15 protein-coding genes are annotated in these 18718 nt (G+C 74.2%); 8 read left to right on the plus strand and 7 right to left on the minus strand.

The window, feature by feature from the left end; genetic code table 11:
* Positions 1-269 precede the first annotated feature (269 nt).
* The 5 genes from ACFYUZ_RS01935 to ACFYUZ_RS01955 form a co-directional block, all read right to left on the minus strand.
* Positions 270-1184 (minus strand): ECF transporter S component, encoded by a 915-nt coding sequence (locus tag ACFYUZ_RS01935; protein WP_389306247.1) that lies wholly within the window; start codon positions 1182-1184, stop codon positions 270-272.
* A gap of 17 nt (positions 1185-1201) precedes the next feature.
* On the minus strand, positions 1202-2917 hold the full coding sequence (locus tag ACFYUZ_RS01940; protein ID WP_389305398.1) for an ABC transporter ATP-binding protein: 1716 nt from the start codon (positions 2915-2917) through the stop codon (positions 1202-1204).
* Positions 2914-4065: an energy-coupling factor transporter transmembrane protein EcfT gene (locus tag ACFYUZ_RS01945; protein WP_389305399.1), complete on the minus strand. Its 1152-nt coding sequence runs from the start codon at positions 4063-4065 to the stop codon at positions 2914-2916. Before ACFYUZ_RS01945 ends, ACFYUZ_RS01940 begins: the two co-directional genes overlap by 4 nt.
* Positions 4062-4736 (minus strand): SCO2322 family protein, encoded by a 675-nt coding sequence (locus ACFYUZ_RS01950; RefSeq protein WP_389306249.1) that lies wholly within the window; start codon positions 4734-4736, stop codon positions 4062-4064. The genes ACFYUZ_RS01945 and ACFYUZ_RS01950 overlap by 4 nt, the downstream gene beginning before the upstream one ends.
* 74 nt (positions 4737-4810) lie before the next feature.
* Positions 4811-6061 (minus strand): prenyltransferase/squalene oxidase repeat-containing protein, encoded by a 1251-nt coding sequence (locus ACFYUZ_RS01955; protein WP_389305400.1) that lies wholly within the window; start codon positions 6059-6061, stop codon positions 4811-4813.
* Positions 6062-6482: 421 nt separating this feature from the next.
* On the opposite strand from ACFYUZ_RS01955, the gene ACFYUZ_RS01960 reads away from it, so the two are divergent.
* Positions 6483-8111, plus strand: coding sequence for a serine/threonine-protein kinase (locus tag ACFYUZ_RS01960; protein WP_389305402.1), 1629 nt, complete (start codon positions 6483-6485; stop codon positions 8109-8111).
* Here the strand turns inward: ACFYUZ_RS01960 and ACFYUZ_RS01965 are convergent.
* The gene (locus ACFYUZ_RS01965; RefSeq protein ID WP_389305403.1) at positions 8101-9159 is read right to left on the minus strand and encodes an MBL fold metallo-hydrolase; all 1059 of its coding nucleotides are present in this window, start codon (positions 9157-9159) and stop codon (positions 8101-8103) included. The genes ACFYUZ_RS01960 and ACFYUZ_RS01965 overlap by 11 nt on opposite strands.
* Before the next feature lie 279 nt (positions 9160-9438).
* Between ACFYUZ_RS01965 and ACFYUZ_RS01970 the strand changes: the two genes are divergently transcribed.
* From ACFYUZ_RS01970 to ACFYUZ_RS01985, 4 genes are all read left to right on the plus strand, one after another.
* A complete protein-coding gene (locus tag ACFYUZ_RS01970) occupies positions 9439-11721 on the plus strand; it encodes an FG-GAP repeat domain-containing protein (protein WP_389305405.1) in 2283 nt (760 codons plus the stop codon).
* A 176-nt stretch (positions 11722-11897) separates the two neighbouring features.
* Positions 11898-13358: an aldehyde dehydrogenase gene (locus ACFYUZ_RS01975; RefSeq protein ID WP_389305407.1), complete on the plus strand. Its 1461-nt coding sequence runs from the start codon at positions 11898-11900 to the stop codon at positions 13356-13358.
* Positions 13358-13591, plus strand: coding sequence for a ferredoxin (locus ACFYUZ_RS01980; RefSeq protein WP_030688175.1), 234 nt, complete (start codon positions 13358-13360; stop codon positions 13589-13591). Before ACFYUZ_RS01975 ends, ACFYUZ_RS01980 begins: the two co-directional genes overlap by 1 nt.
* 221 nt (positions 13592-13812) lie before the next feature.
* Positions 13813-14346, plus strand: coding sequence for a hypothetical protein (locus ACFYUZ_RS01985; RefSeq protein ID WP_389305409.1), 534 nt, complete (start codon positions 13813-13815; stop codon positions 14344-14346).
* A 57-nt stretch (positions 14347-14403) separates the two neighbouring features.
* On the opposite strand, the gene ACFYUZ_RS01990 is transcribed toward ACFYUZ_RS01985, so the two are convergent.
* The gene (locus tag ACFYUZ_RS01990) at positions 14404-15039 is read right to left on the minus strand and encodes a TetR family transcriptional regulator (RefSeq protein WP_389305410.1); all 636 of its coding nucleotides are present in this window, start codon (positions 15037-15039) and stop codon (positions 14404-14406) included.
* Positions 15040-15266: 227 nt separating this feature from the next.
* On the opposite strand from ACFYUZ_RS01990, the gene ACFYUZ_RS01995 reads away from it, so the two are divergent.
* The 3 genes from ACFYUZ_RS01995 to ACFYUZ_RS02005 all read left to right on the plus strand — a co-directional run bounded on the left by ACFYUZ_RS01995 (position 15267) and on the right by ACFYUZ_RS02005 (position 18614).
* Positions 15267-16586 (plus strand): glycosyltransferase family 4 protein, encoded by a 1320-nt coding sequence (locus ACFYUZ_RS01995; RefSeq protein ID WP_389305412.1) that lies wholly within the window; start codon positions 15267-15269, stop codon positions 16584-16586.
* Positions 16587-16761: 175 nt separating this feature from the next.
* A complete protein-coding gene (locus tag ACFYUZ_RS02000) occupies positions 16762-17529 on the plus strand; it encodes a class I SAM-dependent methyltransferase (protein ID WP_389305414.1) in 768 nt (255 codons plus the stop codon).
* A complete protein-coding gene (locus ACFYUZ_RS02005; RefSeq protein WP_389305416.1) occupies positions 17526-18614 on the plus strand; it encodes a prenyltransferase in 1089 nt (362 codons plus the stop codon). The genes ACFYUZ_RS02000 and ACFYUZ_RS02005 overlap by 4 nt, the downstream gene beginning before the upstream one ends.
* Positions 18615-18718 lie beyond the last annotated feature (104 nt).

Raw genomic sequence — 18718 nt, forward strand, 5'->3', positions numbered from 1 at the left:
GTGCGCCGGGCGTTTTCGGCATGCCGGAACCAGGGCCCGGGAAGCCCGGGAACTGGGGGAACCGGCCTGCCGTGGTGCTCCCGGACGAGGTGTCCTGAGCACCGGCTGCCTGGCGACGTCCACCAGAGAAGCAGGGTCCGAACGGCCGGGCAAGGACCCCCAGTACGAGGGAGGTTCGGACCCGGAGGGTCGGCGGGGGCGGGTGGGTACGTGACGTTTCCGCAGGCCACGACCGGGTGTGGGGCGGTTTGGGCAGGTCTGTCGGTCTACTATTCCAGCTCGTACGTGACGTAGGTCCTGTGGGGCGCCTCACCCGGGGAGGGCCCTTCCGGCGCCGCGAATGTGACCTGGGCCTCGAAGTTCGCCCGCCGCGTGGCCCGCCGCAGCGCCCTCAGGAGCGCGCCGCCGACCGTGAGGGTCAGGACGACGGTGAGAGCGGCCCGGCCGAGGTCCCAGCCGAGGGAGGTGGCGAGGACGTAGGCGAGGAAACGGACCAGGTTCTCGTGCACGGGATCCCCGGGCACGAAGGAGATCGCCTGGCCGACGCCGCCGACCGTCACCCATCCGTAGAGGTTGGTGACCGTGCCGTACGCGAACGCCGCCACGAACCCGTACGCGGACAGCATCAGCAGCTCGGCCCGCCCCCGCAGCCCCTCCGGGCCCGGCAGCAGCCCCGCGCCCATCGCGAACCAGCCCATCGCCAGCATCTGCGTCGGCATCCACGGCCCCACACCACCCGTGAGCAGCGCGGACGCGAACATCGTCACCGCGCCCAGGACGAAACCGAAGCCCGGCCCGAGGACCCGGCCGCTCAACAGCATCAGGAAGAACATCGGCTCCAGGCCGGCCGTCCCCGCCCCCAGCGGCCGCAGGGCCGCGCCCACGGCGGCGAGCACGCCCAGCATCGCCACCGCCTTCGCGTCCATCCCGCAGTCGGCGATCGTCGCCACGACGACCGCGATGAGGAGGGGGAGGATCAGGGCGAAGAGCCAGGGGGCGTCGGCCGCGTGGTCCGTGACCGCCGCCGCGCCGTCGGCGAAGAGCGGCCAGCCGATCCCGATCAGACCGATGAGGGAGACGAGGAGGAGCGCGGCCACCGAGCGCGGCCCGAGCCGGATCGGACGGACGGCGCGGGTGCTGCGGCCAAGGCGGGTGGTGCGGCCAAGGCGGGTGGTGCGGACCAGGCGGGCGGGGCGGGTGCTCACAGCGCCGCCTCCACCTGCTCGACCGTGAGCCACGGCTGCGGTGCCAGGATCTTCGCCACCTGCGGGGAGAACGCCGGCGAGGACACCACGACCTCGGCCGTCGGGCCGTCCGCGACCACCTCCCCGTCCGCGACGATCACCACCCGGTGCGCCAGCTCCGCCGCCAGCTCCACGTCGTGCGTGGCCAGCACGATCGCGTGCCCCTCCGCCGCGAGACCGCGCAGATGCGCGACCAGACGGGCCTTGGCCGCGTAGTCCAGGCCGCGCGTCGGCTCGTCGAGCAGGAGCAGCGGCGGGCGGCCGGTCAGGACCACGGCCAGCGCGAGCGCGAGCCGCTGGCCCTCGGACAGGTCCCGGGGGTGCGTGTCGTCCGCCAGACCCGGCAGCAGCTCCTCCACCAGCGCCCGGCAGGTCCCGGGCGTCGTGCCCGCGTCCGCGTCGGCCGCCGCGCACTCGGCGGCCACGGTGTCCGCGTACAGCAGGTCCCGCGGCTCCTGCGGGACCAGGCCGACCCGGCGGATCAGCTCGCGGGGGTCGGTGGCGTGCGGGACGTGGCCGGCGACCCGGACGGTGCCGCCCGTCGGCTCGATCATGCCCACGAGCGTGGAGAGCAGGGTGGACTTGCCGGCGCCGTTCCGGCCCATGAGCGCGACGGTCTCGCCGGGGGCGACCCGGAGGTCGATCCGGCGGAGGGCTTCCACGCGGCCGCGGCGTACGGCGAGGCCTTCGACGAGGGCCGGGGGAGCGGTGGGGGCGGGGGCGGAGGCCTGGGTGCGGCGCCGTTTGAAGGGGTTGATCCCCCCACCCCTTCCCTTCCCGGGACCGTCGCTCCGTCCCGGGCCCCGTCCGGCCTCCGGCCGCGTGCCCGAACGCCGGACGGGCTGGAGGTCCGGCCCCGCGGGGACCCGGCCCTCCAGCCTCCCCTTCAGGCCGCCCGCCCGCCGCCTCGCGTCCCGCACCGTCAGCGGCAGGGGGTCCCAGCCCGCGAGGCGGCCCAGGGCCACCACCGGCGGGTGGACCGGGGAGACCGCCATCATCTCGGCCGGCGGGCCCATCACGGCCTCCGGCAGGAGGAGGACCTGGTCCGCGTACTGGACGACGCGCTCCAGGCGGTGCTCGGCGAGGAGGACCGTCGTGCCCAGGTCGTGGACCAGGCGCTGGAGGACCGCGAGGACGTCCTCCGCCGCCGACGGGTCGAGCGCGGAGGTCGGCTCGTCGAGGACGAGGACCTTGGGGTGCGGGGTCAGGACGGAGCCGATCGCGACCCGCTGGCGCTGGCCGCCGGAGAGCGTGGCGATCGGGCGGTCGCGCAGCGCGGCGAGGCCCAGGAGGTCGAGGGTCTCCTCGACGCGGCGCCGCATGACGCCGGGCGCGAGCCCCAGGGACTCCATGCCGTAGGCGAGCTCGTCCTCGACCGTGTCGGTGACGAAGTGCGCGGACGGGTCCTGCCCCACCGTGCCCACCAGGTCGGCGAGCTCGCGCGGCGGGTGCGCGCGGGTGTCGCGGCCGTCGACCGTCACCCGCCCGGTCAGGGTGCCGCCCGTGAAGTGGGGGACGAGGCCGGAGACCGCGCCGAGGAGGGTCGACTTGCCGACGCCCGAGGGCCCGACGAGGAGCACGAGCTCGCCCTCGGGGACGGTGAGGTCCACGTTCCGCAGGGTCGGCCCGGCGTCCTCCTCGTACCGCACCGAGACGTTCTCGAACCGGATCACGTGTTCCTCTCCAGGGGCGAAGGTACGGGCGCCACGAACGCCGGGATCAGGCCCACCAGGACCGACACCGCCGGCCACAGCGGCAGCTCCGGCGCCTCCAGGGGGACGACCCCGGGGCGCAGCGCCTCGGGGGCGTACGCGCTCGCCCGGATCATCAGGACGGCGACCGCCACCCCGGAGCCCGCGACCAGCCAGGCCCGCGCGCCCCAGCGGTCGGGCCGGTAGCGCGTGCGGACGGTCCGGCGGCCGCCGAGCCGGAGGCCGGCCACGGCGGCGAGGAGTCCGGCGCCGAGCAGCGGCAGCCCGTACCCCGCGCCCTCCGCCGCGAGCAGCCCGTACGAGCCGGCGCACACGCCGAGGAGCCCGCCCAGGGTGAGGACGTTCGTGGTGCGCCGTACCGCCGCCGGGACCTGCGCCGTCCGCCCGTACCCGCGCGCGTCCATCGACGCGGCGACCGCGATCGACCGCTCGAGGGCGCCCTCCAGGACCGGCAGGCCGATCTGGAGCACCGCCCGCACCCCGCCCGTGGGCCGGCCCCGCAGCCGGCGGGCGGTCCGCAGCCGGGCCACGTCGGCGACCATGTTCGGCGCGAAGGTCATCGCCACGACGACGGCGACCCCCACCTCGTACAGCGCCCCCGGCAGCGACTTCAGCAGCCGCGCCGGGTTGGCGAGGGCGTTCGCGGCCCCCACGCAGATCAGCAGGGTCGCCAGCTCGGCGCCGTCGTACAGCGCGAACACCAGCTGCTCGGCCGTCACCCTGCCCCCGATCCGTATCCCCCGGGCCCAGTCGGGCAGCGGCACCTCGGGCAGCGTGAACAGCGCGTGCGTACCGGGGAGGGGCGAGCCGAGCAGCAGCGAGAACACCACCCGCAGGGCCACCACGAACAGGCCGAGCTTCACGAACGCGCCGTACGAGCGGGCCCAGGGCGCGTCCGTGCGCCGGGCCGCGACGACGTATCCGGCGACCCCGACGAGCAGCCCGAGCAGCAGCGGGTTCGTGGTCCGGGAGGCGGCGACGGCCAGGCCGAGCGCCCACAGCCACCACGCGCCCGCGTGCAGGGCGTTGGCCCGGCTCGCCTCGGGGGCGGTGAGCACGGAGGCGGTGAACACCCGGAGGCCACGGGGGACGCTGGGGGCGGCACTCATGCGCGCCGGCGGGCCTTCCAGATCGCCGCCCCGCCGAGGGCCAGGACGGCCGCCCCGCCGACGAGCACGCCGAAGGACGGGCCGCCGCCCGAACCCTCCGCGGCGGCCGGGGCGGTGGGACCGGCCGAGGCCGGGGTCCGCTCCGTGACCTGCTCGCCGCAGCCGTGCGCCGGGTAGCCCGCGATCCCGCACAGCATGGCCGAGCTGTCGTACCGCAGCGGCTTCGCCACCGCGGCCAGCGCCTCCGCGCCCGTCGCGTCCTCGCGGACCTCCGCGCAGCCGACCTTGACCAGCTTCTTCGGCGGGGCCTCTCCGGGGGGCGCGTCCGCGGGGCCGCCGAAGTCGACGACGACCGCGATCCGCTTGGTGCCGTCCCTCTTCTCCACGCCTCCGCAGATCCCCGGGAAGTCGGGGGCGACGGAGGGCAGGGAGGTGTCGTCCGTGCCGTTGCTGATCGCGAAGCGGAAGCCGAGGGCGTCGCCGTCGGAGGGCCGGGCGGTCGCCGGGCCCTGCGTGGCGTACGTCCACGGCTTTCCGCCGTCGCTCTCCCAGAACGACCAGTAGCGGTAACCGGCCGCCTGCGCCGGGACCGCCGCGACCGCGATCAGGGCGAGGAGCGCCCCGGCCACGGCGCCCGCGACCTTCGCCGCGGCGGTCGTGATCCCGGCGATCCGTCTCCCCGCGACCCTCGTCCCGGCGATCCGTGTCTCCCCGGCCCTCGCCCCCGCGACCCTCGTCCCGGCGGTCACTTCTTGCGGCCGCTCACGAGGAAGCCGACGCCGACGCCGACGAGCGTGCCGATGCCGATGATCCACCAGACGTCGAAGCCGGACTCGGCGTCGTCGCTGGTGGAGGAGGCGGAGGTGTCCGGCGTCTTGGGCGCCGGGCCGGTGGCGTTGAGCTGCTCGACCAGGTCCGCCGTGCCGAACTCGCGCGGGTCGGTGTCCGTCGCGCGGGCCGCCAGTATCAGCTGGGCGTAGGCGGCCGGGCCGCCCTCCTTCGCCCAGGCGGCGGAGTTCTTCTCCAGCCACGCCAGGGCCGGCTCGGCCTCCTTGGCGGCGCCCGCGGCGGCGAGCGCGACGACGGCGTCGGCGGTGTTGCCGACGTCGGGCTGCGCGGTGGTGTCGGTGGCGCCCGGCATCGGCGGCAGGGTGAGGTGGCCGGTCTTCGCGAGCGCCTTCGACAGGTAGGAGGCGCCGTTCAGCGCGGCCCGCTCGACGGTCGGCTTCGACAGGTCCGTGCAGGCCGGCGGCTGCTCTGGGGAGGCCTTGGTGGCGACGACGCTCTTGCCGAGCCCGGCGAGGGTGGCCGCCGCGGTGGCGTCGGCGTTGGCGAGGAGCTTGCCGGTCTTGTCCGGCTGGTACGCGAAGGCCCCGGCGCCGTCCTTGTCCGAGCAGGGCAGGGCGAAGGCGAGGAGCGCGTCGTACGGGGTGCGGCCCTCGGCGGAGGTGAACGAGACGGGCCGCACGCCGATCGCGGCGAGCGCGCCGACGACGATCGAGGTGGAGTTGGCGTCGCTCGCGCCGCCGACGCCGTAGCCCCAGCCGCCGTCCTTGTTCTGCACGCTCCGCAGCCAGTCGGAGCCGGCCTTGACGGCCTTGTCGATCGTCTCCGGGGCGGCGGCCTGGCGGCGCACGGCGTGGAGCGCCTGGACGGCGACGGCGGTGGCGTTGGTGTCGCGCATCGTCTTCGCGTCGCAGGGCTTCGACACGTCCGCGCGGTACGAGGCGAACGAGCCGTCGGCGCACTGCTGGCCCAGGAGCCAGTCCACGGCCCGGTCGGCGGGCTGGTAGCCGGTGCCGCGCTGGGCGAGGAAGGCGAGCGACTGACGCCAGACACCGTCGTACGTCGGGTCCTTCGTGCCGTACAGGCCGGACGGGAGCGTGCCCGTGGACGGCGACGGCGAGGGCGCGGCGGAGGCCGCCCCGGCTACTCCGGTGCCGAGCACGACTGCGGCGGCGGCGAGCGCGGCGGCGCCGCGGCGGACGGTGTTCATGGGGCCCTCTCCTGCGGCCGGGCACCGGCACGCCTCGGGGGCACCAGGCTCGGCTCCGTGTTCCTCGACGGTGCCGGCGGTCACGTCCCGGGCGGGGCATTCCGGCTCGCCGCTGGTTTCGGAGCGGCTCACGGCTCGGGGCATCCCCTGCTCGGGCGAAGCCGAGGGCCAGGGGAAGGGGCGGCACCGGATTTCCACCGGCTTCCCCCCGTACGGGCATGATGACGACGCGCCCACTCTACCGGCCCGTAAGGACGCTTCTCCGGGGGTGGGAGGTGCCTCACACGGGGGTGGGAGCAGGTTGCCGGGACGCTCCCCGGGCAGCTGATCGCTGTGCCATGCTGACGCCGCCGCCCACGCGCGCGCGTGGACCGGCGACGGCAGGACGACGGCGTCTTCACGGGGGTGCGGAATGCGGGCGTTGACCGAGAGCGACCCGCGGAGGGTCGGTCCCTACCGGCTCCTCTACCGGCTGGGCGAGGGCGGCATGGGCCGCGTCTACCTGGGCCGCTCGCGGGGCGGCCGGACGGTCGCGCTCAAGGTGGTGCACGGCGTCCTCGCCGGCGACCCGGGTTTCCGGACGCGCTTCGCCCGCGAGGTGCGGGCCGCCCAGTCGTTACGCGGAGCGGGCACGGTCCCCGTCCTCGACGCCGACCCGGACGCGGAGGTGCCCTGGCTGGCCACCGCGTACGTGCCGGGCCCCGCGCTCTCCGACGCGGTCCTGGCGCACGGACCCCTCCCCGAACCGGCCCTCTGGCGGCTGCTCTCCGGCCTCGCGCACGCCCTCGACGGCGTGCACCGGGCGGGGCTCGTCCACCGGGACGTCAAACCGTCCAACGTGCTGCTCTCACCGTCCGGCCCCCTGCTCATCGACTTCGGCATCGCGCGCTCCGCCGACGAGACGGCCCTGACGGGAACGGGTCTGGTCGTCGGCTCGCCCGGTTTCATGTCGCCGGAGCAGGCGGAGGGGCGGACGGTCGGTCCCGCCGCGGACCTCTTCTCGCTCGGCGCGGTGCTCGCGTTCGCGGCGACCGGACGCGGACCCTTCGGTGGCGGGTCGGTGGCGGAGCTGCTGTACCGGCTCGTCCACCACGAGCCCGACCTCACCGGGGCCGAGGGGCCGTTCGCGGAGCTCGTACGGCGCTGCCTGGCCAAGCGGCCGGACGACCGACCGCCGGTGGCCGAGCTCGCCGCGACCGCCGACGCCCACCGGGAGGAGTCGGGGAGCTGGCTGCCGGCCCCGGTGGTCGCGGCGATCGCGCAGAAGGCGGAGGAGCTGCTCAACGCGGAGGCGGAGTCCGAGCCGGAGCCGGAGCGGGAGCGGGGGCCGGAGCGGGGGCCGGCGTCGGAGCGGGGGCCGGCGTCGGAGCCGGACACCGGGCCCAAGCCGGCGCCCACGGGCACCGGTACCGGGACGGGTGCGACGGCCGCCACCGCCGCCACCACCGTCCTCCCCCCGCCCCCGCCGACCGTCGTTCTGCCCCCGCCCCGCGCCGCCGTCCGGGGGCCGGCCGCCGCGCCGCGGGCCCGCGCCCGGTCGACGGGGGTGCCGACCGCGCGGGAGCGCGCCGTGCGGACGCTGACCGCGGGTCTGGGCAGGCCCCTGTTCGGGTTGTTCTACCTGGCGCCGATGGTGGCCTTCCTCGTGGGCGGTGTCGACCTCCTGAGCCGGGCGGAGGCGTACCCCTCGCTCTCCGACCAGGCGCAGGGCCCCTACCAGTGGGCGATGGACGACTGGTGGCGCGTCCCCGCGACGCTGCTCCTGATCGCCGCGACGGTGGGCCTCCACGGCTACCGGGGGCGGCTGCTCACGGTCCGGCCCGGCCGGGTCCGGCTGTGGTCGGCCGGGATCGCCGTCTACTGGATCGCGCTGATCGCCGTGCTGACCCTGCACCTCCTGTGGTTCCTGTTCGTGGAGAACGGCTACGACTCCTACGAGCACGGCGGGCAGCACTGGCTGTGGTGGGTGGCGATCCCCGTGATGGTGCTCGGCGGCGGCGTCTCCCCGCTGGTCCTGATCATGTCCCTCATCCGCCTCTTCAAGGCCTGAGGCCGGGTCCCCGGACCGCGACGTACGTGACGGGGTCCGTGCCCGCCACTGGCTCCGCGCGCCCGAGCTTCACCAGGCGGCGGACGTGGGCCTCGGCCTCGCTGACGGCGATGTTGCGGGAGCCGTGGGGGATCTGCTCCCAGGGGCGGTTCCATTCCATGCGCTCGGCGAGCTGCCAGGGCGTGAGGGGGGTCGTGAGGAGGGAGAGGAGGCCGGTGAGGCGTTCCTCGTGGTGGTCGAGGAGTTCGCGGACCCGGCCCGCGGCGTCGGCGAAGGCGTACTGGTGGGCGGGGAGGACCTCGGCGACGCCGAGGCGGCCGATCCGTTCGAGGGAGTCGAGGTAGTCGCCGAGGGGGTCGGTCTCCGTGACTTCGTCGGGGTCCTCGTAGAGGCCGATGTGCGGGGAGATCCCGGGCAGCAGGTGGTCGCCGGAGAAGAGCCGGCCGTGGCCGGGCAGCCGGGAGGGGTGCTCCTCCTCCAGGTGCAGGCAGACGTGCCCGGGGGTGTGGCCGGGCGTCCAGATCGCGCGCAGCCTCCGTCCGGCCAGGTCGAGGAGCTCCCCGGGGACGATCTCGCGGTCGGGGAGGGCCGAGCGGAGGCCGGGCAGGGTCCGCGTCCGGCCGGAGGCGCGGGCGGCCCGCAGCGGGGCGATGTGGTCGTCGGGGGCGCCGACGGTGGCGAGCTTGCGGGCGAGGTAGTCGAGCCAGGTGCCGGGTTCGGACTCGCGGGTGCGGCGGACGACGGCCGTGTCGGCGGCGTGCATGGCGATCCAGGCCCCGGACTCCTCGCGGACCCGGCCGGAGAGGCCGTGGTGGTCGGGGTGGTGGTGGGTGATGACGACGCCGTGGATCTCCCGTACGGACAGCCCCAGGGCGGTGAGCCCGTCGGTGAGTTCGGTCCAGGACGCCGGGTCGTCCCAGCCCGTGTCGACGAGGACCGGGCCGCGGTCGGTGTCGAGGACGTGGACCAGGGTGTGGCCCAGGGGATTGTCCGGGATGGGCACCCGCAGGGACCAGACGCCTCCGCCGTGCTCGGTCACCTGGGTCATGAGCGTCCTCGTCTCTGCGCACCGGTCGGCCGTCGCCCGCCGCCAACTGAAACTGACTATCCGTCAGAGTAGCCCGTGGTGCGGTGACTTCCACCCGCCGGTGACCTGCGTTCCGGTGGTCGGGGCAGGTCCCGCGGGGTGGGTCGGCATCGCCGGCTCCCCGTACAACCATCGCCATGTCTCGTATGTCTGTCTGGTTGTCGTTCGTGCGAGCGCTCGTGCGACCGGTCCATCGAGGGGGCGACGCGCCCTCCTCCTCCGACTGAAGAAACGGACATCATGCACCCTCACCGCCACCGCGCCACCGGCCGCGGACTCGCCGCCGCGACCCTCGTCCTCGCCACCGTCACCGGCGCCCTGGTCGCCGCCCCGGCGTCCGCCGCCCCGGCGACGGGCACCCTCGCCGCGGAGACCGGCACCGGGGCGGAGCAGCAGGCCGTCGTCGGCCTGCCGGTCGACACGAACGTCCTCGGCAGCGGCCCGTCGGGCTTCCTCTGGGCGGGTCAGGGGCACTACAACTGGACGCGGTACGCGGACGGCTCCGTGACCACGCTGCCCGCGGGCACCGGGGAGACCGCGGTCTACGCGGGCGGTGTCGGGTCGGACGTCGTCGTCGGGATGAACCCCCGTGTCACGGGACCCGTCTACACCCTGTACGACATGAGCTCCAAGGACGCGGCCCCCGTCGTGATCGACGCGAGCCACCTGGGCTCGGGCACCTACTTCTCGCGACTGGTCGGCTCCACCGTCGTCGTGAGCAGCACCACCGGCTTCCACCTCCTCGACAACCAGGACGGCCGGACCGTCGACCGGACGGTGCAGGGGCTTCCCGCGGGGATGCGCGGGGCCGATGTCGACGTGAGCGCGCCGGACACCTTGATCCTCCGCTACCGGCCGACCGCGGACGGGGACGCCTGGCGCGCGGCGCTGGTGGACGTCGCCTCCGCCACGGTCGTGGAGGACCGGGCCCTGACCGGGGCGAGCGCCTACGCCCATCAGCTCGCCACCGCCGCGTCCGCCACGCACTTCGCCTGGACCGAGGACACGAACGCCGGCAACGCGGTCCTGCGGGTCGCGCGGCGCGGGCAGGAGGACTCCGAGCGCATCCCGCTCGGACCGAGCAACGTGCCCGGACTGAGCTCACCGCTCACCACCGAATTCCTGGGCGACTGGGTCACGTACGGCCTCACCGACGGCCGGTACGCCACGACGCCCAACCCGCTCTACGCGCTGACGGCCCGCTCGCTGAAGGACGGCCGGACGGTCAAGCTCCTCGACGTCGTGCACGACGTCCGCGGCGACGGGGACGGGGCGATCCTGGCGAGGGGCGGCACCGTCGAGCAGGGCGAGGGCCTCTACCGGATCACCGCCGGTCCCGAGGGCGACCCGGTCGTCACGCTCGTGGCGCGCACCGGGCGCGCGGTCGTCCTGAAGCTGACCGGCCAGAACGTCCCCGCCGTCGTCGACTTCAGCAAGGCCCCCGCCCCCCGACTGAGCTGGCAGTTCGCTCCCGCCGTCAACGCCTCCGTGCAGGTCGTGCTGACCCACACGGCCACGGGGAAGAGGTCGACGCTCACGACCACCTACCTGAGCCCGGACGGCCTCGCCGACCTGCCCTGGTACGGCCGGTTCGACGACGGCACCTCCGTCCGGCACGGCTCGTACACGTGGCGGATGACGGCCCGGACCGGATACGGCCTCGGTCCCGTCCACGAGCGGAGCGGCACCCTCACCGTGGGCGGCCCGCACCTCCCGCACAGCTTCACCGACGGCGTCGATCCCGACCTGCTCATCAAGACGAGCGGTGGGCACCTGGGGGCCTACGACACCAACCAGATCCTGGCGTACAACCCCGACGGTCCGGTGCCGTGGGTGAGCGCGAAGTGGGGCACGGCCGGATGGGGCGTGTACGACCACCTCGTCACGCCCGGCGACATCGGCGGCGCGGCCCACGCCGACGTCCTGGGGCGTGACCGGTACGGCGTCCTGTGGCAGCACCTGGGCACCGGCGACCCCGCCAAGCCCTTCGCCCCCCGCACCCGCGTCGGCACCGGCTGGCAGGCGTACCGGCTGCTCACCGGGGGCTCCGACCTCACCGGCGACGGCCGCCCCGACCTGGTCGGCGTCGACAGGGCCGGCGTCGCCTGGCTCCACAAGGGCACGGGCAGCTGGAGCAAGCCCTTCGCCGGCCGGGTGAGGATCGGCGGGGGCTGGGGCGCCTACAACCTCGTCACCGCCACCGGTGACCTGGCCGGCGGGCGCGCCGGCGACCTCGTCGCCCGGGACAGGGACGGCGTGCTCTGGCTCCACCTCGGCAAGGGCGACGGCACCTTCGCGCCCCGCACCCGCATCGGCGGCGGCTGGAACCAGTACGCCGAGATCACCGCCGTGGGCGACCTCGACCACGACGGCCGCCCGGACCTCCTCGCGAGGAACCGCTCGACCGCCACCTACAAGCTCACGATCTACCGCGGCACGGGCCGGTGGGCGGCGCCGCTCGACGACGACGGGACGCGCTACCCGGAGGGCCTCTTCGCGCCCGAGGACTTGCTGCAGTACTGACGCGGAGGGCGAACCCCGGGAACCGGAGCGCGACGACGGCCCCCGCCGGCGGTAAAGCCGCTGGTGGGGGCCGGTTCGGTCTCAAGTATGGCCAAGTGTAACTAGAACTGGTATCAGTTCTGAAGCACCGTCAGAAAACCCAGTGGGCACGTCCATCTCCTCGGGAGGCAGCGGTCATGACCGAGCTTGTGGAGCACGGAAGGCTGTTCATCGGCGGGGAGTTGACCGAACCGCTCGGCACCGGCGTCATCGAGGTGATCTCCCCGCACACCGAGCAGGTCATCGGCCGTGTCCCGCACGCCTCCGAGGCCGACGTCGACCGGGCCGTCGCCGCCGCCCGCCGGGCCTTCGACGAGGGGCCCTGGCCCCGGACGACGGTCGAGGAGCGGATCGCCGTCGTCACCCGCATCAAGGACGCGATCGCCGTCCGGTACGAGGAGATCGGCCGCTCCATCAGCACGCAGAACGGCTCCCCGTACTCCTGGTCCGTCCTCGCGCAGGCGCTCGGCGCGATGATGGTCTGGGACGCGGCGATCACCGTCGCCCGGGACTTCCCGTACGAGGAGCGGCGCGGCGGCGTCCTCGGGCCGCTGCTCGTGCGGCGCGAGCCGGTCGGCGTCGTCGCGGCCGTCGTCCCGTGGAACGTCCCGCAGTTCACCGCCGCCGCCAAGCTGGGCCCCGCGCTGCTCGCCGGCTGCACGGTGGTCCTCAAGCCCTCGCCGGAGTCGCCCCTCGACTCGTACATCCTCGGCGAGATAGCGGCCGAGGCCGGGCTCCCGGAGGGGGTCCTGTCGATCCTGCCCGCCGACCGCGAGGTCAGCGAGTACCTCGTCGGCCACCCCGGCGTCGACAAGGTCTCCTTCACCGGCTCGGTCCCCGCCGGCAAGCGGGTCATGGAGGTCGCCTCCCGCAACCTCACCCGCGTCACCCTCGAACTCGGCGGCAAGTCGGCGGCCGTGGTCCTGCCGGACGCCGACCTGGAGACCGCCGTCGCCGGGATCGTCCCGGCCGCCTGGATGAACAACGGGCAGGCGTGCGTGGCCCAGACCCGCATCCTCGCCCCCCGCTCGCGGTACGAGGAGATCGCCGAGGCCTTCGCGGCGGCGGCCGGCGCGCTGGTCGTGGGCGACCCGCTCGACCCGGCCACCCAGGTCGGCCCGCTCGTCGCCCGGCGCCAGCAGCAGCGCTCCCTCGACTACATCGGGATCGGCCAGGCGGAGGGCGCGAAGCTGCTCACCGGCGGAGGCCGCCCGGAGGGCCTCGACCGCGGCTGGTACGTCGAGCCGACCCTCTTCGGCGACGTCGACAACTCCATGCGGATCGCCCGCGAGGAGATCTTCGGCCCGGTCGTCTGCCTCCTGCCGTACGGGGACGAGGCCGAGGCCCTGCGGATCGCGAACGACTCCGAGTACGGGCTCAGCGGCAGCGTCTGGACGGGGGACGTGGAGCACGGCATCGACTTCGCCCGCCGGGTCCGCACCGGCACCTTCAACGTCAACACCTTCAGCCTCGACATGCTCGGCCCCTTCGGCGGCTACAAGAACTCGGGCCTGGGGCGGGAGTTCGGCCCCGAGGGCTTCGGCGAGTACCTGGAGCACAAGATGATCCACCTGCCCGCCGGACACGGGGACGCGTGATGGGCGACCGCTGGCACGTCGAGGTCGACCGGAGCGTCTGCATCGGCTCCGGCATGTGCGTCAACCACGCCCCGGCCGGCTTCCGCCTCGACACGGCCCGACAGTCCCACCCGGTGGAACCGGAGACGGACGCGGGCGAACGCCTCCTCGCGGCGGCGGAGGGCTGCCCCGTGGAGGCGATCCTGATCACCCTGGCGGACGGAGGGGAGCCGGTCTTCCCGCCGGAGGAGTGAGCGGGAGACCGGCCGGGGCGTCCTCGTACATCGGCCTGGCGGCCTTCGGCCGGGCCTGCGTGAGGGAGAACGGCGGGATGAGCGCCCCGCCGGGGTTCCCGGTGGACGCCGTACGGCCCTGACGCGGGCGCCGTTGCGGCACCCGGACGTTCCCGCGTGCAAAACTGGGCCCCTTGGTCACGGGGGCAACGGGCCTTCGTGCGCGCGGAATCGGGAGTGTTGTGCGCAAGGCGATGTGGGTGGCCGCGGCCGCCGGTGTGGTGCTGCTCGTCGCGGGCTGTGGGAGCGAGGGCGGTACGGACAAGGGCGGTTCGTCCTCGGCCGGTTCGTCCGCGACGGGCGGTTCGGGCTCGGGCGGTTCGAGCGACCAGAAGCTCGACGCGGCCGCTGTCACCAAGGAGTTGACGGACGCGGCGACCGGGGCGGGCTTCACGCAGGACTCCTCGGGCGAGGACGTGCCGGAGGCGCTGAAGGACTGCATGGTCTCCTGGACGGCCGACGCCGAGAAGGCCGCCGACCCGAAGAAGTCCTACGCGGACACGGTCACGGCCCTGACCGGCGGCGGCTGGACCGAGGCCCGCAGCTCCGAGCTGCAGGGCTCGGTCATCAAGTCCCTGACGAAGAGCACCTGGCAGCTCCAGGCCAGCAACCACGCGACGGGCCCGCTGAAGCTGGTGATGTTCGTCGCCACGGACGCCTCCCCGGAGTGCGAGGCGGTCATGAAGGCCGAGAACGCCAAGCAGAAGAAGTCCTGACGCTTCCGGGCCCCGGCCGCTCGTGTCCCCGCCCGCCGGGGACGCGAGCGGCACCGCTTAGCCCGTCGGCTCCGGCGTCCGCGCCGGTGCCGTCAGGTCGATCAGCCGGCAGACCGTCTCGATGTCGATCTTCACCTGTGCGATCGAGGCGCGTCCGGACAGCCAGGTGATCAGCGCCGAGTGCCAGGTGTGCTCGATCACCCGGACCGCCGACAGCTGGCTCGGGGTCGGGTGCTCCGCCCCCATCGCGTCCAGGATGATCGCGGTCGTCAGCCGGGAGACCGTGTCGACCTCGGGGCTCACGCTGCGGTCCGCGAAGGTCAGCGCCCGCACCATCGCGTCGGCCAGCTGCGGCTCCCGCTGCAGCGCCCGGAAGGCGCGCATCAGCGTCTCGGCGACCCGCTCCGCCGGGTCCGCGCCGGCGGGCGGCCGCTTCCGCAGCGTCGTGTGCATGTGCTGCAGCTGGTCCTGCATGGTCGCCACGAGCAGATGGATCTTGGACGGGAAGTACCGGTACAGCGTGCCGAGGGCGACCCCCGCCGCCTCGGCGACCTCCCGCATCTGCACGGCGTCGAAACCGCCCCTGGCCGCGAGCTGCGCGCTGGCGTTCAGGATGCGGCGGCGCCGCGCCTCCTGGCGCTCCGTGAGGGGCGGTGACGCGGGTCTGTGGTCCGCTCTGTTGTCTGCGGTCATGAGGTCCCGTTCCGTGCGGTGGGGAGCGACAGTATGGCGGTGCGGCCGCCGTGGCGCGAATCACCTGTTCCGGCTCTCACCACGGAGCTACCTGCCGGTAGATTCTGTCCTTCTTGAAGGATCAAGAAGTCGGCCGAGAAGATCCAGAACGATCAAGTCTGTAACTTGTTCTAGATTAGCGCGAGCGGTTACGCTCCGGCGAAACGCACGCTCGAAGGGGGTCGCGCATGACCGCTGAGGCCATAGAGGCAAGCCCCCGACAGGGCGTCACCACGGCCGGTGACCGTCCGTTGCGGATCGCTCTCCTCACGTACAAGGGCAACCCGTTCTGCGGGGGCCAGGGCGTCTACGTCCGGCACCTCTCCCGCGAGCTCGCCCGCCTCGGGCACACCGTCGAGGTCATCGGCTCCCAGCCGTACCCGACGCTCGACGAGGGCGTGCCGCTCACCGAGATCTCCAGCCTCGACCTGTACCGCTCGCCGGACCCCTTCCGGACCCCGAAGCGCGACGAGTACCGGGACTGGATCGACGCCCTCGAGGTCGCCACCATGTGGACCGGCGGCTTCCCCGAGCCGCTCACCTTCTCCCTGCGGGCCCGGCGCCTGCTCGCCGCCCGCCGCGGCGACTTCGACGTCGTCCACGACAACCAGACCCTCGGCTACGGACTCCTCGGCGGTCCGCGCGCCATCGGCGCGCCGCTCGTCACGACGATCCACCACCCGATCACCGTCGACCGGCAGCTCGAACTCGACGCCGCCGCCGACTGGAAGCGCCGCGCCTCCGTCCGCCGCTGGTACGCCTTCACCAACATGCAGAAGAGGGTCGCCCGCCGGCTGCCGTCCGTGCTCACCGTCTCCGGCACCTCCCGCCAGGAGATCGTCGAGCACCTCGGCGTCCGCGAGGACCGCATCGAGGTCGTCCACATCGGCGCCGACACCGACCTCTGGTCCCCGGACCCGTCCGTCGCCGAGGTCCCCGGCCGGATCGTCACCACCTCCAGCGCCGACGTCCCCCTCAAGGGCCTCGTCCACCTGATCGAGGCGCTCGCCAAGCTCCGCACCGAGAACCCCGACGCGCACCTCGTCGTGGTCGGCAAGCGCGCCGAGGACGGCCCGGTCGCGCAGGCCATCGAGCGGTACGGGCTCGACGGCGCCGTCGAGTTCGTCAAGGGCATCACCGACGCCGAGCTCGTCGACCTCTACCGGTCCGCGCAGGTCGCCTGCGTGCCCTCGCTGTACGAGGGCTTCTCGCTGCCGGCCGCGGAGGGCATGGCGACGGGGACCCCGCTGGTGGCCACGACGGGCGGCGCCATCCCGGAGGTCGCCGGTCCCGACGGCGAGACCTGCCTGGCCGTGCCGCCCGGTGACGCGGGGGCGCTCTCCGCCGCGCTCGGACGGGTGCTGGGCGATCCCGGGCTGCGGGCGCGGCTCGGTGCGGCCGGCCGTGCGCGGGTTCTGGACCGCTTCACCTGGGCGCGGGCCGCGCAGGGCACCGCCGAGCTGTACCGCGAGGCCGTGGCCCGCCAAGGCGCCGGGGCCCGCCGGTGAGGCATCGCTCCGTTCGCCGGGCGCGGCCCGGCGGTGGGGTCGTGCCCTCCCTCCCCCGAGCTCTCGGCCTCGATCGAGCAGGGGGGACCCCCCTCGCCCCGCGGAACGCCCGCCCACGCCCGGGCGGCGGCGACACCTGCCCACAACCCTCTGTCCACACCGAAAGGCAGACCTCGTGCTGACCGTCGACTTCACCCGTTTCCCGCTCGCCCCCGGCGACCGTGTGCTCGATCTGGGTTGCGGGGCGGGCCGGCACGCCTTCGAGTGCTACCGGCGCGGCGCCCAGGTCGTGGCCCTCGACCAGAACGGCGAGGAGATCCGCGAGGTCGCCAAGTGGTTCGCCGCCATGAAGGAGGCCGGCGAGGCCCCCGCCGGCGCGACCGCGACCGCGATGGAGGGCGACGCCCTCAACCTGCCGTTCCCCGACGAGTCCTTCGACGTCGTCATCATCTCCGAGGTCATGGAGCACATCCCCGACGACAAGGGCGTGCTCGCCGAGATGGTCCGCGTCCTCAAGCCGGGCGGCCGGATCGCGATCACCGTGCCCCGGTACGGGCCCGAGAAGGTCTGCTGGGCGCTCTCCGACGCGTACCACGAGGTCGAGGGCGGCCACATCCGCATCTACAAGGCCGACGAGCTGCTCGCCAAGATCCGGCAGGCCGGCCTCAGGCCGTACGGCACCCACCACGCGCACGCGCTCCACTCGCCGTACTGGTGGCTGAAGTGCGCCTTCGGCGTCGACAACGACAAGGCGCTGCCGGTCCGCGCGTACCACAAGCTCCTGGTCTGGGACATCATGAAGAAGCCCGCCCTGACCCGGGTCGCCGAGCAGCTGCTCAACCCGGTCGTCGGCAAGAGCTTCGTGGCGTACGCGACCAAGCCCCACCTGCCGAAGGCCGACGCCGCCGCGGACTCCGCCGACACCGTGGACGAGGCCAAGTGACGTCTCCCGAGCGGATCGCCGAACACCTCGTCCTGCCCGGGGTGCTCACCGCCGAGCAGGCCGCCGAGACCGTGGCGGGGATACTCGCCGTGCAGCGCGAGGACGGTGCCATCCCCTGGTTCCGCGGGCACCACCTGGACCCGTGGGACCACACCGAGGCCGCCATGGCCCTGGACGCGGCCGGCGAGCACGCCGCCGCGACCCGCGCCTACGAGTGGCTCGCCCGCCACCAGAACGCCGACGGCTCCTGGTACGCGGCCTACCACGACGGCGACCCGGACCAGGTCACCGACCGGAGCCTCGAGTCCAACTTCGTCGCGTACGTCGCGGTCGGCGTCTGGCACCACTACCTGTCCACCGGCGACGACGCCTTCCTCGACCGGATGTGGCCCGTCGTCTACGCGGCCGTCGAGTTCGTCCTCGGGCTCCAGCAGCCCGGCGGCCAGATCGGCTGGAAGCGCGAGCCCGACGGCACGCCGGTGCGCGACGCGCTGCTCACCGGCAGCTCCTCGATCCACCAGGCGCTGCGCTGCGCCCTCGCCATCGCCGAGGTCCGCGAGGAGCCGCAGCCCGACTGGGAGCTGGCCGCCGGGGCCCTCGGCCACGCGATCCGCCGGCACCCCGAGCGCTTCCTGGACAAGTCCCGCTACTCGATGGACTGGTACTACCCGGTCCTCGGCGGGGCGGTCACCGGGGCCGACGCGCAGGCCCGGATCGAGGCCGACTGGGACCGGTTCGTCGTCCCCGGCCTCGGGGTGCGCTGCGTGGTCCCCAACCCGTGGGTCACCGGCGGCGAGAGCTGCGAGCTCGCCCTCACCCTCTGGGCGATGGGGGAGTCCGACCGGGCCCTCGCGATCCTCCAGGACATCCGGCACCTGCGCGCCGCGAACGGCATGTACTGGACGGGATACGTCTTCGAGGGCGCCACGGAGGGCGACAAGGCCGTGTGGCCCGAGGAGCAGACCGCCTGGACGGCGGGCTCCCTCCTCCTCGCGGTCGCGGCCCTCGGCGGCGAGGAGGCGACCGTCGCCGTCTTCGGCGGCGAGCGGCTGCCGAGCGGCCTGGAGCCCGACTGCTGCGCCTGAACTTCCGGCGGGTTCTGGCCTGATGCATGCTTGACGCACGCAATTTTCGGGCGAGAGGCACCCCTTACAGCGCTCTAGGATATGCACGTTCATGGCTGGCATGG

The sequence above is a fragment of the Streptomyces sp. NPDC004266 genome, from assembly GCF_042874095.1.
GTDB lineage: Bacteria > Actinomycetota > Actinomycetes > Streptomycetales > Streptomycetaceae > Streptomyces.

What these genes read in the sequence shown, in the direction of transcription:
- ACFYUZ_RS01945 (WP_389305399.1), bottom strand. Translation starts at nt 4,065, where the DNA reads ATGAGTGCCGCCCCCAGCGTCCCCCGTGGCCTCCGGGTGTTCACCGCC.
- ACFYUZ_RS01955 (WP_389305400.1), bottom strand. Translation starts at nt 6,061, where the DNA reads ATGAACACCGTCCGCCGCGGCGCCGCCGCGCTCGCCGCCGCCGCAGTC.
- ACFYUZ_RS01965 (WP_389305403.1), bottom strand. Translation starts at nt 9,159, where the DNA reads ATGACCCAGGTGACCGAGCACGGCGGAGGCGTCTGGTCCCTGCGGGTG.
- ACFYUZ_RS01970 (WP_389305405.1), top strand. Translation starts at nt 9,439, where the DNA reads ATGCACCCTCACCGCCACCGCGCCACCGGCCGCGGACTCGCCGCCGCG.
- ACFYUZ_RS01975 (WP_389305407.1), top strand. Translation starts at nt 11,898, where the DNA reads ATGACCGAGCTTGTGGAGCACGGAAGGCTGTTCATCGGCGGGGAGTTG.
- ACFYUZ_RS01980 (WP_030688175.1), top strand. Translation starts at nt 13,358, where the DNA reads ATGGGCGACCGCTGGCACGTCGAGGTCGACCGGAGCGTCTGCATCGGC.
- ACFYUZ_RS01990 (WP_389305410.1), bottom strand. Translation starts at nt 15,039, where the DNA reads ATGACCGCAGACAACAGAGCGGACCACAGACCCGCGTCACCGCCCCTC.
- ACFYUZ_RS01995 (WP_389305412.1), top strand. Translation starts at nt 15,267, where the DNA reads ATGACCGCTGAGGCCATAGAGGCAAGCCCCCGACAGGGCGTCACCACG.